We start from the raw sequence: 15,027 nt of genomic DNA, 5'->3' as shown, positions 1-15,027 counted from the left end.
CGGCGGCGGGACGAGCGAATATCGACGGGAGCGCACCCCGGTGCGCGCTCCCGCCTGTCAGGTCAGGCCTGAACCGTCTCGCCGGCCGGCTGGGCGGCGCGCACCCGCCGACGGGCCTCGACCGCCAGGGCCAGCTCCTCGAGCAGCTCGACCGAGGCGTCCCAGTCGATGCAGCCGTCGGTGATGCTCTGGCCGTAGACCAGCGGCTGGCCTTCGACGAGATCCTGGCGCCCGGCCACGAGGTGGCTTTCGATCATCAGCCCGGCGATGCGCTGGTCGCCGGACGCGACCTGGGCGGCGACGTCGCGGGTGACGGCCGGCTGGTTCTCGGGCTTCTTGCCGCTGTTGGCGTGGCTGACGTCGATGATCACGCTCTGACGCAGGCCGCTGGTCGCCAGCTCCGAGCAGGCGGCCGCGACGCCGGCGGCGTCGTAGTTCGGGGTCTTGCCGCCGCGCAGAACCACGTGGCTGTCGTCATTGCCGCGGGTGGCGGCGATGGCGGCGCGGCCGTCCTTGCCGATGGCCAGGAAATGGTGCGGCTGGCTAGCAGCCTTCACCGCATCGACGGCGATGCGCAGATTGCCGTCGGTGCCGTTCTTGAAGCCGATCGGGCAGGAGAGCCCAGAGGCCATCTCGCGGTGGATCTGGCTCTCGGTGGTGCGTGCGCCGATTGCGCCCCAGGCCACCAGGTCGGCCAGGTACTGCGGCGTCGTCACGTCGAGGAATTCGACCGCGGCCGGCAGGCCGAGCGCGTTGACCTCGAGTAGCAGCTTGCGCGCCAGCGGCAGGCCTTCGTCGATCCGGAACGTGCCGTCGAGGTGGGGGTCGTTGATCAGGCCCTTCCAGCCGACGGTGGTGCGCGGCTTCTCGAAATAGACGCGCATGACGATCTCAAGTTGGCCGGCGAAGCGATCGCGCTGTGCGGCCAGTCGTCGCGCGTACTCCATCGCGGCGACAGGATCGTGGATCGAGCAGGGGCCGATCACGACCACCAGACGGTCGTCTGCGCCGTGGAGAATGTCATGGATCTTGTGTCGGCTGCCCGCCACGAGTGCGCCGATGGCGTCGCTGGCCGGCAGGTCGCCCATCACCTGCGCCGGCGAGGCGAGGGGCTTGATGTCGAGGATACGTAGGTCGTCGGTGTTCACGGGTGCGCTCCGGGTGGTTTCAGTCTCCGGCGGCGCAAAAGAAAAGCCGCCAGGTGCTGGCGGCTGGGTGGGTCTTGCGTCCTATGACAGCGTGCTGTCGCGCGATCCCCTTCCTCCGCCAGCGGCATCGGAATAGCCAAAATACCAAAACGAATATTGGCTGGTGGCGAGGATCATCACCGCCATCGATAGCGCAGTCGAAAAGCGCTGTCATCCCCAAGCAACTGTGAAGCTTGAGCGCAACATCAGTGTTGAATTTGGGGCACAGGTGGTTAGGGTCGCCGTTGTAATGGCGTCTCTGAGTCACGAAGGCGGAACTCACGCGACGCCCGCCGCGCGGTTCTGGCGGGCGCTGCAATCACGCTACGTGCTCGGCGGCGGCTATGCGCTGGCCGCGGTGCTTACCGCAGTGGCGATCCTGCTGGCCGCGTCGCCGCCCGAGACCGGCCCGCTGGCTCCGGCCTCCAAGAACATTCTGGCGATCCTGGCCTTCAACCTGGTGCTGATCCTGGCGCTCGCCGCCCAGGTCGGGTTCCGGGTGGCGACCATGCTTCGGGCCCGTTCGGTCGATCCGGCCGCCCGGCTGCACGTGCGCTTCGTGACCCTGTTCGCCCTGGCGGCGGTCGCCCCGGCCATGGTCGTGGCGTTGTTCTATACGGTGCTGGTCAACCGCGGCGTCGAGAACTGGTTCTCCGAACGGGTCCAGACCGTGGTCGAAAACTCGGCGACGGTGATGCGTTCTTATGTCGAAGACCAAAGCCAGTTCGTCGAAGAGCACGTGACCCTGATGGCCAACGACCTCAACCGCGCCGCTCCGGCGCTGCAGGTCAGCCCGGTCACCTTCAGCCACTTCCTGGCCTACCAGGCCTCCTATCACGCGTTTCCCGCGGCCTATCTGATCGATCGCGAAGGGCGGATCCTGGCGCGGGCCGAGGCCGTCGACGTGGTGGGCTTCCAGGCCCCGCCGCCGTCCAGCTTCGCCGCCGCCGACGAGGGTTCGATCTCGGTGTCGCCGAACCTGACGCGGGCGCTGACGCGGCTGACGGCCTATCCGGACGCCTATCTCTATGTGACCCGACCGGTGCAGGCGGGGATCGTCAATCAACTGCACGAGGCCGATCGGGCGGTGACCGCCTATCGCGAGGCGGCCGAAAGCCGCGCGCGGATTCAACGGGTCTTTGCGCTTTCCTACATCGAGACGGCGATGCTGGTTCTGGTCGGCGCAGTGTGGCTGGGCATGGGCGCGGCCAGCGCCATCTCGGCGCCGGTCGGGCGTCTGGTGCAGGCGGCCGGGCGGGTCGCCGGCGGCGATCTCGATGCGCGGGTCGACACCTCCGAGGATCCCGAAGAGCTCGCCGTGTTGTCGCGCGCCTTCAACAGCATGACGCACGATCTGCAAGCCCAGCAGGCGGCGCTGAAGCGCGCGGGCGACGAGGCCGAGGAGCGTCGTCAGTTCATCGAGACCGTCCTGGCCGAAGTCTCGGCCGGCGTCATCGGCCTGGATTCCGACGGCCGGATCTCGGCCGTGAACCGCCAGGCGCGGATCCTGCTCGATCTGGCCGAGGGCCAGACCAGCGGCCGGCGGCTGCAGGAGGTGGCGCCCGAATTCGTCGCCATCGCCGATCGCGCCGACCAGGCCGGCGAGTCCGAGGCCGAGGTGGATGTGGCGCGGGCCCGCGAAACCCATCGGCTGCGGGTGCGCGCCAGCCGCTCCGAGGGCGGCCTGGTGCTGACCTTTGACGACATTACCCGCCTCGTCTCGGCCCAGCGCAACGCGGCCTGGCGCGACGTCGCCCGCCGCATCGCCCACGAGATCAAGAACCCGCTGACCCCGATCCAGCTGTCGGCCGAACGCCTGCGCCGCAAGTTCCGCAAGGACGTCGCCCAGGAGGACCTGGAGACCTTCGACCGCTGCACCGACACCATCGTGCGCCAGGTCGACGGGATCGGGCGGATGGTTGACGAGTTCTCGTCGTTCGCCCGAATGCCAGCGCCCAAGTTCGCGGCGCAGGACGGCGCTGAGCTGGTCCGCGCGGCGGTGTTCGCCCAGCGGGTCGCCGCGCCGGACATCGACGTCGAGCTGCTCGATCCGACCCCGCATGTGACGCTGGTGGCCGACGGGCGGATGATCGCCCAGGCGCTGACCAACATCCTCAAGAACGCCGCGGAGGCGGTTGCGGCGCGGGTCGCCGCCGAGCCGGAACCCAAGGGCCGGATTTCGGTCCGCCTGCTCTCCGACGAACAGGGGGTGCAGGTGATCGTCGAGGACAATGGCGTCGGCCTGCCCGACAAGGACCGCGACCGCCTGACCGAGCCCTATGTCACCACGCGCGAGAAGGGCACAGGGCTGGGGCTGGCGATCGTCAAGCGCATCCTGGAAGACCATGGCGGCGAACTGATTTTGACCGATGCGACGGGCGGACGCGGCGCCCGTGCAGTGCTGAAACTTCCCACGGCGGCGCCGGCTGCGCCCGACGCCGACGCCGGACCTGAGCCAAGAGCTCAAGACGCAGGAGTGATGTGATGGCGGCTGACGTTCTGGTGGTCGACGACGAAGCGGACATCCGCGAGCTGGTCGCAGGCATCCTGTCCGACGAGGGCTATGCGGTGCGCACGGCCAACGACTCCGAGAGCGCCCTTGCCGCCATCAAGTCGCGCAAGCCGGCCCTGCTGATCCTGGACATCTGGATGCAGGGCGGAGGGATGGACGGGCTTGAGCTGCTCGACCTGGTCAAAACGCTGGACGCCGACATCCCGGTGATCATGATCTCCGGCCACGGCAACATCGAGACCGCGGTCAGCGCGATCAAGCGCGGCGCCTACGAGTTCCTGGAAAAGCCGTTCAAGTCGGATCGCCTGCTGCTGTGCGTCGAGCGGGCCCTGGAGACCAGCAACCTCAAGCGCGAGAACCGCCGCCTGCGCGCCCAGACGATCCAGCCCGACGGGCTGATCGGCAAATCTGTGGTCACCCAGCAGCTGCGCGGCCTGATCGCCAAGCTGGCCTCGGCCAACAGCCGCGTGCTGATCGCCGGCCCGCCGGGTTCGGGCAAGGAGACTGTGGCGCGACTGATCCACTCGGCAAGCCCCAGGACGCGCAACGAGTTCGTCGTGATCAGCGCCGCTGGCATGACGCCCGAACGAGTGGACGCCGAACTGTTCGGCGAGGAGCACGAGGGCGGTCGGCCGGCCAAGATCGGGGTCTTCGAACGCGCCCATGGCGGAACGCTATACCTCGATGAAGTGGCGGACATGCCGCGTGAGACCCAGAGCCGTATTCTGCGGGTCCTGGTGGAGCAGCGATTCCGCCGTGTGGGCGGAGAGCAGGACGTGCAGGTTGATGTTCGGGTGGTCTCCTCGACCTGCCGCGATCTGCGCGAGGAGATCAATGCGGGCCGGTTCCGCGAGGATCTGTTCCACCGCCTGAACGTGGTGCCCGTCAGCGTGCCCGGGCTGTCGGAGCGGCGCGAGGACATCCCCGAGCTGATCGACTACTTCGTCAACCGCATCTGCGAGGCGACCGGCATGCCGCGTCGGCGGCTGGCCGACGACGCGCTGGCTGCGCTGCAGGTGCGGGCCTGGCCGGGCAACCTCAGCCAACTGCGCAATAACGTCGAGCGCATGCTGATCCTGGCCGCCGGCGATCCCAGCGAGCCGATCAGCGCCGAGATGCTCCCCAACGACGCGGTGGTGAACGATCAGCCCTCCAGCCTGGGCGCTGAGAAGATCATCGCCCTGCCGCTGCGCGAGGCGCGCGAGGTGTTCGAGCGCGAGTACCTCAACGCTCAGATGCTGCGGTTCTCGGGCAACATCTCGCGGACCGCGGCCTTCATCGGCATGGAGCGCTCGGCCCTGCACCGCAAACTGAAGTCCCTGGGCCTGTCGGGCGCCAGGCCAATGGAAGAAGAGGACGCGTAAGGTGGGGCGTATCGCCTATGTGAACGGGCAGTTCGTGCGGCACGGCGAGGCCGTGGTGCACATCGAGGACCGCGGCTACCAGCTGGCCGACGCGGTCTACGAGGTCTGGGCCCTGTTCGACGGCAAGCTGGCCGACGCCGAGGGGCATTTCGCACGCCTGGAGCGCAGCCTCGGCGAACTGCGCATCCCGATGCCGATGAGCCGCGCGGCGCTGACGATCGTGCTGCGCGAGGCGGTGCGCCGCAACCGGATCAGCGAAGGTCTGCTCTACCTGCAGGTCGGCCGCGGGGTCGCCCCGCGCGGCCACGCCTTCCCGGACCAGCCGGTCCCGCCGGCCGTGGTCATCACGGTGTCTCCCGTCGATCGCGCGGCGAGCGAGGCCAAGGCCGCCAAGGGCGTGAAGGTCATCACCACCCCGGAGAACCGCTGGGGCCGCTGCGACATCAAGACCGTCGGCCTGTTGCCCAACGCCCTGGCTAAGCAGGCGGCCAAGGAACGCGGGGCGGCCGAAGCCTGGTTCGTCGACGAGCTGGGCTTCGTCACCGAGGGCGCCTCGTCCAACGCCTGGATCATCGACGCCGACGGGGTCCTGCGCACCCGCGACACCAACGCCAACATCCTGCGCGGGGTCACCCGCCGCACCCTGCTCGACGTCTTGCGCGACGAGGGCATGAAGGTTGAGGAGCGGCCGTTCACGCCCGCCGAGGCCGTCGCTGCGAAAGAGGCGTTCATCACCGGCGCCGGCAGTCTGGTGCTGCCCGTCGTGGCCGTCGACGACAAGCCGATTGGAAATGGTGAGGTCGGACCGGTGGCGATGAAGCTCCGACGCCTCTATATCGAGCGCGCGAGGGCGACCGCCGTCTGATGCGAGCGGCGCGATTGCGCCGGTCACATCCGCCGGTCTAGCCTCATGCATGTGTGTGGGAGGCGTTTTGCCTCCCGGAACAGAGAAAAGGGCGACAAGCCATGTCCGGCAACGAAAAGAAACAGAACCTCCAGGACACGTTCCTGAACAGCGTCCGCAAGTCGAAGACGCCGCTGACGATCTTCCTGGTGAACGGCGTGAAGCTGCAGGGCGTCGTGAGCTGGTTCGATAATTTCTGCGTGCTGCTGCGCCGCGACGGCCAGTCGCAGCTGGTCTATAAGCACGCCATTTCCACCATCATGCCGGCTCAGCCCGTTCAGCTCTATGAACCGGCGGAAGACGAGGGCGATTGACCTCCAAGTCCATCGATCGTGAAGCGCCCCCTCAGGGGGCGCTAGTCATTCATCCCCAGCGAGACGGCCGCGACTCGGCGCGCAGTTCCCAGGCGCGCCTGGAAGAGGCCGTCGGCCTCGCCGAGGCGCTCGATCTGGAGATCAGGGACGCGATCATCGCGCCCCTGCGCAAGCGCACGCCTGCGACGCTGTTCGGCAGCGGTAAGGTCGACGAGATCGGGGCGCTCTGCGCTCGGCTCGAGGTCGATGTCGCCGTCGTCGACGACGCCCTGACGCCGGTCCAGCAGCGCAATCTGGAGAAGGCCTGGCAGGTCAAGGTCATGGACCGCACGGGCATGATCCTCGAGATCTTCGCCCGGCGCGCCCGGACCCGCGAAGGCATCCTGCAGGTCGAACTGGCCAGGCTGTCCTACGAACGCTCGCGCCTGGTCCGCACCTGGACCCACCTGGAACGCCAGCGCGGCGGCTTCGGGGTCATGGGCGGTCCTGGTGAAACCCAGATCGAGACCGACCGCCGGCTGCTGGCCGAGAAGATCGGCAAGCTGAAGCGCGAGCTGGTCGAGGTGCGCCGCACCCGCAACCTCCAGCGCGGCGCTCGCCAGCGCCATCCGTTCCCGGCCGTGGCCCTGGTCGGCTACACCAACGCCGGCAAGTCGACCCTGTTCAACCGCCTGACCAAGGCGGACGTGATGGCGGCCGACATGCTGTTCGCCACCCTCGATCCGACCCTGCGCATGCTGGACCTGCCCGATGGGCGACCGGCGATCCTGTCCGACACCGTGGGCTTCATCTCGGACCTGCCGCACGAGCTGGTCGAATCCTTCCGGGCCACCCTCGAGGAGGTGAAGGAAGCCGACGTGATCCTGCACGTCCGCGACATCGCCAGCGAGGAGACCGACGCCGAGGCGCAGGATGTCCGCACGGTGCTGGAGCGGCTCGGGATCGACGTCGCCGATCGCAACCTGATCGAAGTCTGGAACAAGGCCGATCTGCTGGAGACCGAGGACCGCGAGCAGGTCGCAGGCGACGCGCGCCGGCATCATCCCCAGGCCGTCATGGTTTCGGCGGTGAGCGGCGAGGGCTGCGAGTCGCTGCTGGCGGCGATCGCGCGGCTGGTCGACGATGCGCCGCCCGTTTCCGTCAGCCTGACGGCCGCGGACGGCGCGGCGGTGGCCTGGCTTTATCGCCATGGTCGGGTCATGGACCGCTTCGACGGGGAAGACGGCAGCGTCCGGATCGCCGTGCGGCTCAACGCCCAGGCCCTGGGACAATTTGAGCAGCAGTTCCCGAGGGCGGAGCTGACGGCGCTCTAGGCCTTCTCGGCCAGCTTCGCCGCGTCCCAGAGTGCGTCCATCTCTTCGAGGTCGGATTGGTCGGCGGACTTGCCGCGTTTGGCCAGTTCGGCCTCGATGAATTGGAAGCGCCGCGCGAACTTGGCGTTGGTCGAGCGCAGCGCGTCTTCCGGCTCCAGGTCGAGCTTGCGGGCGAGGTTGGCGCAGACGAACAGGATGTCGCCCAGCTCGTCGCGCATCCGGGCGGCGTCGCGGCCGTTGGCGATTTCCACCTCCAGCTCGGCGGTCTCCTCGCGCAACTTGTCGAGCACGAACGAGACGTCGGGCCAGTCGAAGCCGACGCGTGCAGCGCGGGCGGTCAGCTTCACGGCGCGGGTGAGGGCGGGCAGGCCGGTCGGTACGTCGTCCAGCAGGCTCTGGTTCTTGCCCTTCTTCGCGCGCTCTTGGGCCTTGATGACCTCCCAGGCGCGGGTCTGCTCGGCGCTCGTGCGCTGCTCGTCTTCGCCGAACACATGCGGGTGGCGGCGGATCATCTTCTCGGAAATGGCGTCGGCCACGTCGTCGAAGGCGAACGCGCCTTGCTCCTGCGCCATGCGGCTGTGGAAGACGACCTGCAGCAGCAGGTCGCCCAGTTCCTCGCGCAGGTCGTTCAGGTCGCCCCGTTCGATGGCGTCGGCGACCTCGTAGGCCTCCTCGACCGTATAGGGCGCGATGGTCGCGAAGGTCTGCTCCAGATCCCAGGCGCAGCCCCCGTCAGGGTCGCGCAGCCGCGCCATGATGGAGAGCAGGCGGTCGATGGGGCGCTGATCGCTGGGATTGGAGCTCATGGATTATTCGGCGGCCTCGGCGAGTTCGGAGTCCTTCATATCGCGAGCCGCCAGGGCGGCGCGAATCTCGGCGTGGCGCTCGGAGGTCAGCGGGAAGCCCCAGACGATGACGCTGGCGGCGATCGACATGGCCGCCGGCACCGCGGCGAACAGGATGGCCAGCCCCTGCAGGCCGGTGTCGACGCCCGTGCCCTTGGGGTCGAAGCCCATGGCCTGCAGCAGCGGGAAGCTGATGCCGACGGCGGCGGCCGAGCCGACCTTCACCGTGCCCGAAAGGATGGCGTAGAGCAGTCCGGTGCGGTCGACGCCGCTGGCCAGCCGCTCTTCATCGCCGATGTCGGCCATCATCGCCCGCAGCAGGAACGCGCCGGCTGCATAGGGCACGCCGATCATGAACATCAGCACGGCGGCCGGGACCATCGCGCCTTGCGGGATGATCAGCGAGCAGAGCGTCAGCGCCGCATAGACCACGCCGGACACGGCGAGCGCCCGGTGCTTGGAGATCTTGTAGGAGAGCCAGGTCCACAGCGGCGCGCCGACCAGGCCGCCGATGAAGTAGATCAGCAGCAGCAGGCTGGCCTCGGCGTGGCTGAACCCCTTCACCCGGCCGAAGAAGAAGAAGAATAGGGCGCCGGTGATCGCCGGGCCGGTGCCGATCAGCAGGTCGGCGACCAGGATGCGAACCACGCTCGGGCGCTTGAACAGCGCGAGGTACTCACGGAAGCCCGATTTCTTGACCTCGGAGACGACCTGCGGCTCGGGGACGCGCCAAACAGCCAGGGCCACCGTGATCGGCAGCAGGATGACGATGAACCAGCCCATGGCCTGCACGCCGGCGCGGTGCCCTGTAACGCCCAGCAAGGGTAGCAGGGCGGGGAGGGTGAGCACGAAGATCATGCCGACGACATTGCCGGCCTGCCACCAGGCATAGATCCGCGAGCGTTGATCGTACTGGGGCGACAGCACCGCGGCCCAGGCCAGCTGCGAGAGGCCGGCGATCGAGACGCCGGCATAACCCACCAGCAGCCAGACCCAGAGGTATGCCGTGGACACGCCCGGTTTGGCCATGAACAGCATGTAGGCGGCCAGCATCAGCAACGGCGCGCTGATCGCAAACCACAGCTTGAACCGGCCGAACCGCGAACGCGTGCCGTCCATGACCCCGCCGATATAGGGGTCGAACGCCATGTCGAGCAGACGAACCAGCATGAACGCCATGCCGACCGCGCCCAGGCTGAGGCCCAGTTCGTTCGCGTAGTACTCGGGGAGATAGACCACGAGCGGCAGGCCGAGGCCCGCCAGAGGGAGACACGGGGCGGCGAGGGCCGCCAGTGTCCAGTTGGAACGCCGATCCGCCTGCGCGGTCATCTCACTCATCCCCTAACGCTTCCGGATCTACGGGCGTCCGGCGAGCGGCGCGATGTGAACCCTCAGCCCCGGGGGTGGCAAGGCCTATCGACGTTATCGACGTGCGTACACATTGCCGCGGCCCAATTGGAAGGCGAAGCGGTTGAACGCATACTCAGCGTCCGACCAGGTGGTGGTCAGCCGCGACTGGCGGATGTCGGTCTCGTACCAGTCGTAGCGGACCGGGGTGACCTCGCCGTCGACCGAAATGGCGCGGCCCTCGATCTTGGCGCCGCCGACGCCGAAGCTGTCCATCGACAGGCCCGGCCTGTCGCCGAGCTGCTTGAAGGTCGGGCGGTTCGGGCGCGCGTCGACCAAGGTCAGCTCCAGGCGGCCGCCGGCGAGAACCCCGGTGCGATGCATCTCGCGTTCGACATCCTTGCGCAGTTCGACGGCCAGGCGTTCGACGTCGCGGACGCCGTATTCCTCGGCGGCTTTCTTCTGCAGCTCGGGGCTGAGCTTGACCTCCACGCTGGCGACGGTCGGCATGGGTTCGGCGAAGGCTGAACCCACGAGTGCGAAGGTGGCGAAGGCGGTGAAAAGCAGGGCGCGCATAACTGGCTCCAAACGAAAGGGCGACGCAGTCTGTTTAAGTAGATGGGGCGCACGACCGCCTGTCGCAAAGCCATCATCCAAGCGTGGCCTTAGTGTGGCGCGCGGCCCGGGATCAGGCTTGACCTGAAGGGGGCGGCGCCCAAGTCTGCCCGGCGGGGGACGGGCATGTTCAATCGTCAAACGGAGCCGACCAGTGGCGCACAAGTTCGAAATCTATAAGGACAAGGCCGGAGAATTCCGGGTTCGCTTCAAGTACAACAGCGAAACGATGTTCTCGACCGAAGGCTATTCGTCGAAGGCGAGCGCCCAGAACGCGATCGATTCCATCAAGAAGAACGGTCCGGACGCGGCCGTCGAAGACAACTCCTAAGCAGATACGTCCGCCAGGCGTGCGAGTTCATCGCGCGCCTGTGCGGCGATCTCGAACGACCTGACCCGGGCTGCGTGATCGTAGACCTGGGCGGTGACCATCAGCTCGTCGGCGCCGGTGCGGCGCACGAAGTCGGCCAGGCCCTGACGCACGCGCTCGGGCGAGCCGACAATCGAACAGCTCAAGCTCTGCCGCAGCATCGCCCCGCCGATCTCGTCGAGGCGTCCGTCTGGATCGTCGACCGGGGCCGGCAGCGGGCCGGGACGGCCTTGGCCCAGGTTGATGAACGCCTGCTTGAGCGAGGTGAACAGCCGCTGGGCCTCGGCGTCGGTGTCGGCGGCGGTGACGTTCACGCCCAACATGACGTGCGGCTTGTCCAGGTGCTCAGATGGCCGGAACTGGCTGCGATAGACGTTCAGCGCCAGCTCCAGCTGGGCGGGCGCGAAATGCGAGGCGAAGGCGTAGGGCAGCCCGAGCGCGGCGGCGAGCTGTGCGCCGTAGGTGCTGGAGCCCAGCATCCAGAATTCCACATCCAGACCGGCGCCGGGCACTGCGCGGATGAGCTGGCCGGGCTTGACCGGCTCGAAGTAGTTCATCAGCTCGATGACATCGCGCGGGAAGTCGTCGATGTCTCCGGCCAGCGTGCGGCGCAGGGCGCGGGCGGTCGCCTGGTCGGAGCCGGGCGCGCGGCCGAGGCCGAGGTCGATGCGGCCGGGATAGAGCGAAGCGAGCGTGCCGAACTGCTCGGCGATCACCAGCGGCGCGTGATTGGGCAGCATGATGCCGCCGGCGCCGACCCGGATCGTAGAGGTTCCCTCGGCGACATAGCCGATGACCACCGAGGTGGCTGCGCTGGCGACGCCCGCCATGTTGTGGTGCTCGGCCAGCCAGAAGCGCTTGTAGCCGAAGCGCTCGGCATTCTGGGCGAGGTCGCGGCTGTTGCGCAGCGACTGGGCGGCGTCGCCGCCTACGACGATCGGCGAGAGATCGAGAACCGAGAGATCAACCATCAGCGCGATATAGTCGCTTTGCCGGCCGCTGCGAGAGGCCAGGCTGCGCCGTGGGCGAAATCGTCGTCTAGCGGAAGAGGGCGAGCAGCAGCGACGGGGCCTGGTTGGCGATCCGCAACGCCTGGATCGCCAGCTGCATCTTGACGTCCAACGCTGTCAGCCGGGCGCTTTCCTTGGCCATGTCGGCGTCGACGAGGTTGCCGATGCCGGAGTCGTAGCTGTCTTGCAGCTTGGCGCTCATTTCGAGATGGCGGTCCAGCGCCTTGCCGCCCACGCCGAGCTTCGAGAGCGCCGACGACACCTTCTGCGACGAAGTTTCCAGCGCCTTGATGTCGGCGGCCGAAACGCCGCCCATCAGGTCGGCCAGGGTCGAGGAGATTGCGCCCCCGGTGGTGGACAGGTCGACGTGGTCGACATTGATCGTGGCGGTCGCCTTGGTGTTGGCCAGGGCCCGGATATTGCCGGTCGAGCCGGCCGAAATCAGGTTCACGCCGTCGAAGCTGGCGTTCGAGGCCACCAGGTCGATCTGCCGGCGCAGGGCGACATACTCGTCGCTGAGCGCCTGGCGGCTGGCGGTGCTGAGGCCGGCCTCGGTGGCGGCGAGCGCCTTTTCCTTCATCTGCGAGAGGATGTCGGAGATCGTCTCGCCGGCGGTCATCGCGGTGTCGACGATCGACTGGCCGCGCTGCAATGAGCTCATGACCGCGTCGAGCGACTTGGATTCGGCCCGCATGTTCTGGGCGATCGCCCAGATGGCCGGGTTGTCCTTGGGGCTGGCGATCTTCAGGCCGGTCGAGATGCGACGCTGGACCTGGGCGTATTCCGAACTGATGGCGTTGAGGCTCTGCAGCGCAATCATCGCGCTGGTGTTCGTGTTGACGCTGTTTAGCGGCATGACGAAGCCTCGGTTCCAAGGGGGCGAGCGCCCGCGCCCGCAGGGCGTTTTGCCCCAGAGTCAGATTGCTCTCGGCAGCGTTGCAATTTTATTACCGTACGCGGTTAAGGGGTGACGCCGCCGTTCTCGGAGGCCGTCGCTGACGCCCGGCCGGGGCGCGTCCAGCGCCGGTAGGCCAGCGCCCCGTAGACCGCACCTTGCGTTGCGAGGGCCAGCAGCTCCGGCGTGACTTCGCGCAGATGGGCGCCCATCTGGTTCAGCTTGATCATCGCCAGGATTCCCGGCGTCGAGGGAACGGCCCAGGCGAGCGCGACCAGGGGGCCGGGCATCGCGCTGTGCGGCCAGGAAAGCCCGCTTAGGAAGAACAGCGGCGCGGAGATCGAGACCAGGACCTGGGTCGAGCGCTCAGGCCGGTCGAAGTAGCTGCCGACCAGCAGCGCCATCAACACGACGGCCGGCACGTAGAGCGCCGTCGCCGCCAGCATGCCGGCGAAATTGCCGCCGCGCGGATAGTCCTGAAACCAGAAGACGAAGCCGACATAGAACAGCGTGCTGGCGAGGCCCAGCACCCCGAACGCCGCCAGCACGCCGAAGAAGCCCGGGGTGGAAACGTGGCCGAGCAGGGCCTGGCGGCGGTCGGCGGCCAGCATCACCACGCCGAACAGCAAGGTCTGGTGCACGATGAGGATGGCGACGCCGGAGACGGCGTAGCTGCCGTAGCCCTCGCGGGTGTTGAACATCGGCCGCACGACGACCTCGATGGGCGTCAGGGTCTGGAGACCGATGGCGCGGGCGGCCGGCTGCAGCGCGCTCTCCACGGCGCCGGACAGCACCGACTTCAGGGTCGAGCCGATGGTGCTGGCGCGGACCAGGTAGGCGCCGTTGACGTAGATTGCGAGCCCGCCTGACGCGGTTCCGGTCAGCACGCCGCGCTCAAGGTCGGCGGGGATCAGCACGATGCCGTCGATCTTGCGCCGCTCAAGCAGGCCGCGGGCCTCGGCGAAGTCGCCGGTGACGCGGGCCAGGCGGACGCCTTCGGTGGCGCCGAGGTCGGCGATCAGCCGACGGCTCAGGCCGCTGTGGTCCAGGTCGACGACCGCCAGCGGCATCTGGGTGGCGGTCTGATGCTGGTAGGCGAGGGGGTAGTAGAAGCCGTAGGCGACCGTCGCCAGGATCAGGATCGCGAAGGCGGCGCGATGGGTCAGGATCGCGCGCCAGGTTGCGATGAAGGCGGCGGCGAACCTCATGCCGCCGCCGTCGCTGGCTGGGGCGAAAGGGAGCGTCGCGCCAGCAGGACGGCGATCGCGAACGGCACGACGGTGAAGGCCGCCAGAGCCACCAGCGGCGGCAGCGATGCGGAGGCCGGCGAGCCCATGAACATCTGCTGCATCTGCAGCTCGATGTAGGCGGTGAACGGCAGCGCGTGGCTCCAGATCTGGGTGAACAACGGCGCGTCGATGGTCGGCAGGGTGGCGTTCGAGAAGGTGATCGCCGGTCCGCCATAAACGGCCACCGCCGACAGCGCGGTGGCGATGTTCCTGACCAGCAGCACGATCATCGCCGCGAGCGCCGCGTAGCTGGCGTAGAGCAGGAATTGGCCAAGGATCAGCACGCCCATGTCGCCGTGGACGCCCCAGCCGCGCACCCCGCACAGCCAGCCGACGCCGAGCAGATTCCAGGCGGTAAAGGCCAGGACGTACGGTCCGAGCTTGCCGAGCAGCGCCGAGACAGGCGCGTCACCGAGCCACTCCCTGGCCGTACCGTCGCGCAGCTCGCGGCCGACGGCCATCACCACCACGCAGCTCATCATCAGGTGCAGCACCCCGGGCTGCAGCAGCGCCTCGAGGAACCACTCGTAGCTGAGCTGGCGATTGAAGAGGACGGTCGACTGGATGTGCGGGGCTGAGAGCCGGACGAGCGGCAGGTTGCGGGTCTTGGCCAGCTCCGGGGCGAGGTCGGCGGTCAGTCCGCCGATCGCTTCCGAGGCCCCCAGCGAGGCTAGCGTGCCCAGCGAATAGAACGCGGCGTTCTCGTAGACGAAGACCGTAGCCCGGCGGCCGGCGAGGATCTCGCGCTCGGTGTGCTCCGGCGCATAGACGATCGCCCAGACCTCGCCCGAGCGGATCAGCGGCCAAGCCGCCGCGAGGCTGTCGGGGCGGGCTGCGACCTCGACGCGGGGCGAGGCCTCCAGGTTGCGCAGCAGCTGCCGGCTGACCGTCGAGTGATCCTGGTCGACATAGGCGACGGGCAACTGAAGGGCCACGCTGGCGACGAACATCCAACCGAGCACGACGAGGGTGGCGAGCGGGCCGATGGTCATCAGGCCGAGATCCCACGGACTGCCGCGCAGCCAGGCCAGTTCGCGGCGGAAGGCGGCGGCGAAGGCCACG

Annotated in this window: 14 protein-coding genes; 6 read left to right on the top strand and 8 right to left on the bottom strand. The window is 68.2% G+C overall.

Annotation, left to right across the window (positions count from 1 at the left end; all coding sequences use genetic code 11):
• Positions 1–62: 62 nt before the first annotated feature.
• On the bottom strand, positions 63–1,148 hold the full coding sequence (locus tag C0481_RS08410) for a 3-deoxy-7-phosphoheptulonate synthase (protein WP_293402594.1): 1,086 nt from the start codon (positions 1,146–1,148) through the stop codon (positions 63–65).
• A 289-nt stretch (positions 1,149–1,437) separates the two neighbouring features.
• On the opposite strand from C0481_RS08410, the gene C0481_RS08405 reads away from it, so the two are divergent.
• The 5 genes from C0481_RS08405 to hflX all read left to right on the top strand — a co-directional run bounded on the left by C0481_RS08405 (position 1,438) and on the right by hflX (position 7,594).
• Positions 1,438–3,672 (top strand): PAS domain-containing sensor histidine kinase, encoded by a 2,235-nt coding sequence (locus C0481_RS08405; protein ID WP_293402592.1) that lies wholly within the window; start codon positions 1,438–1,440, stop codon positions 3,670–3,672.
• On the top strand, positions 3,672–5,063 hold the full coding sequence (locus C0481_RS08400; RefSeq protein ID WP_293402590.1) for a sigma-54 dependent transcriptional regulator: 1,392 nt from the start codon (positions 3,672–3,674) through the stop codon (positions 5,061–5,063). Before C0481_RS08405 ends, C0481_RS08400 begins: the two co-directional genes overlap by 1 nt.
• A 1-nt stretch (position 5,064) precedes the next feature.
• Positions 5,065–5,928, top strand: coding sequence for a D-amino-acid transaminase (locus tag C0481_RS08395; protein ID WP_293402588.1), 864 nt, complete (start codon positions 5,065–5,067; stop codon positions 5,926–5,928).
• 101 nt (positions 5,929–6,029) lie between these two features.
• Complete coding sequence (gene hfq, locus C0481_RS08390) at positions 6,030–6,281, top strand: RNA chaperone Hfq (RefSeq protein WP_183770024.1); 252 nt, start codon at positions 6,030–6,032, stop codon at positions 6,279–6,281.
• Entirely contained in the window at positions 6,278–7,594 is a 1,317-nt protein-coding gene (gene hflX / locus C0481_RS08385) for a GTPase HflX (protein WP_293402585.1), read from the top strand. The genes hfq and hflX overlap by 4 nt, the downstream gene beginning before the upstream one ends.
• Here hflX and mazG read toward each other — a convergent pair.
• From mazG to C0481_RS08370, 3 genes are all read right to left on the bottom strand, one after another.
• On the bottom strand, positions 7,591–8,400 hold the full coding sequence (gene mazG, locus C0481_RS08380; RefSeq protein ID WP_293402583.1) for a nucleoside triphosphate pyrophosphohydrolase: 810 nt from the start codon (positions 8,398–8,400) through the stop codon (positions 7,591–7,593). The two genes, hflX and mazG, sit on opposite strands and share 4 nt — an antisense overlap.
• Before the next feature lie 3 nt (positions 8,401–8,403).
• The gene (locus C0481_RS08375; RefSeq protein WP_293402581.1) at positions 8,404–9,768 is read right to left on the bottom strand and encodes an MFS transporter; all 1,365 of its coding nucleotides are present in this window, start codon (positions 9,766–9,768) and stop codon (positions 8,404–8,406) included.
• A 93-nt stretch (positions 9,769–9,861) separates the two neighbouring features.
• Positions 9,862–10,362, bottom strand: coding sequence for a hypothetical protein (locus C0481_RS08370; protein ID WP_293402579.1), 501 nt, complete (start codon positions 10,360–10,362; stop codon positions 9,862–9,864).
• Between the two features lie 193 nt (positions 10,363–10,555).
• Between C0481_RS08370 and C0481_RS08365 the strand changes: the two genes are divergently transcribed.
• On the top strand, positions 10,556–10,732 hold the full coding sequence (locus tag C0481_RS08365) for a YegP family protein (RefSeq protein WP_293402577.1): 177 nt from the start codon (positions 10,556–10,558) through the stop codon (positions 10,730–10,732).
• Here the strand turns inward: C0481_RS08365 and C0481_RS08360 are convergent.
• The 4 genes from C0481_RS08360 to C0481_RS08345 form a co-directional block, all read right to left on the bottom strand.
• The gene (locus C0481_RS08360) at positions 10,729–11,742 is read right to left on the bottom strand and encodes an LLM class flavin-dependent oxidoreductase (RefSeq protein WP_293402575.1); all 1,014 of its coding nucleotides are present in this window, start codon (positions 11,740–11,742) and stop codon (positions 10,729–10,731) included. The two genes, C0481_RS08365 and C0481_RS08360, sit on opposite strands and share 4 nt — an antisense overlap.
• A 67-nt stretch (positions 11,743–11,809) precedes the next feature.
• Positions 11,810–12,637 (bottom strand): flagellin, encoded by an 828-nt coding sequence (locus C0481_RS08355; RefSeq protein ID WP_293402573.1) that lies wholly within the window; start codon positions 12,635–12,637, stop codon positions 11,810–11,812.
• Between the two features lie 104 nt (positions 12,638–12,741).
• Positions 12,742–13,884 carry an ABC transporter permease gene (locus tag C0481_RS08350; protein WP_293402571.1) on the bottom strand — a complete coding sequence of 381 codons (1,143 nt, stop codon included), beginning with the start codon at positions 13,882–13,884 and terminating at the stop codon, positions 12,742–12,744.
• Complete coding sequence (locus C0481_RS08345; protein WP_293402569.1) at positions 13,881–15,026, bottom strand: ABC transporter permease; 1,146 nt, start codon at positions 15,024–15,026, stop codon at positions 13,881–13,883. Before C0481_RS08345 ends, C0481_RS08350 begins: the two co-directional genes overlap by 4 nt.
• Between the last annotated feature and the right edge of the window lies 1 nt (position 15,027).

Source organism: Phenylobacterium sp. (assembly GCF_013822795.1).
Lineage (GTDB): Bacteria > Pseudomonadota > Alphaproteobacteria > Caulobacterales > Caulobacteraceae > Phenylobacterium.
This window is presented reverse-complemented; position numbering and strand designations above follow the sequence as displayed.